At 65.9% G+C, this 422-nt stretch carries 1 protein-coding gene; it reads left to right on the top strand.

Going from position 1 to position 422, the window contains the following annotated elements; translation table 11 throughout:
• A partial coding sequence (locus OP18_RS50750; RefSeq protein ID WP_033368045.1) for a transposase occupies positions 1 to 422 on the top strand: 422 nt, incomplete at both ends.

Raw genomic sequence — 422 nt, 5'->3', positions numbered from 1 at the left:
GGCAAGAACATCCGCCGCACCATCCACGGCGCGATCAACCTCGCCACCGGCGCCTTCCACCACCACGTCTCGGTCCACAACGTCTCCGTCGTGTTCTGCTACTTCCTCGACCAACTGCTGACCGCCTACCCCGACGCCCCGGTCGTGGCAGTGATCTGCGACAACGGCGGCACCCACCTCAGCGGCATCACCAAACAGTGGCTGGCCAACAACCCGCGACTCCTGCTCATCCGCGGAGCCCGCTACAGCCCGCAGGACAACCCGGTCGAACGGATCTGGGCGGTGATGAAACAGCACATCGCCAACACCGCACCCGCCACCATCACCGACCGGGTCCGCCAAGCACACGCGTTCTTCCGCAACAGAACCCACGACCAGAACCTCACCACCGCAGCGCCCTGGACCTCACCCTGGCTGCCCGA

It is taken from the genome of Dactylosporangium aurantiacum, assembly GCF_000716715.1.
Lineage (GTDB): Bacteria > Actinomycetota > Actinomycetes > Mycobacteriales > Micromonosporaceae > Dactylosporangium > Dactylosporangium aurantiacum.
The sequence above is the reverse complement of the archived record's forward strand: the minus strand, read 5'-3'. Positions and strand labels throughout refer to the sequence as shown.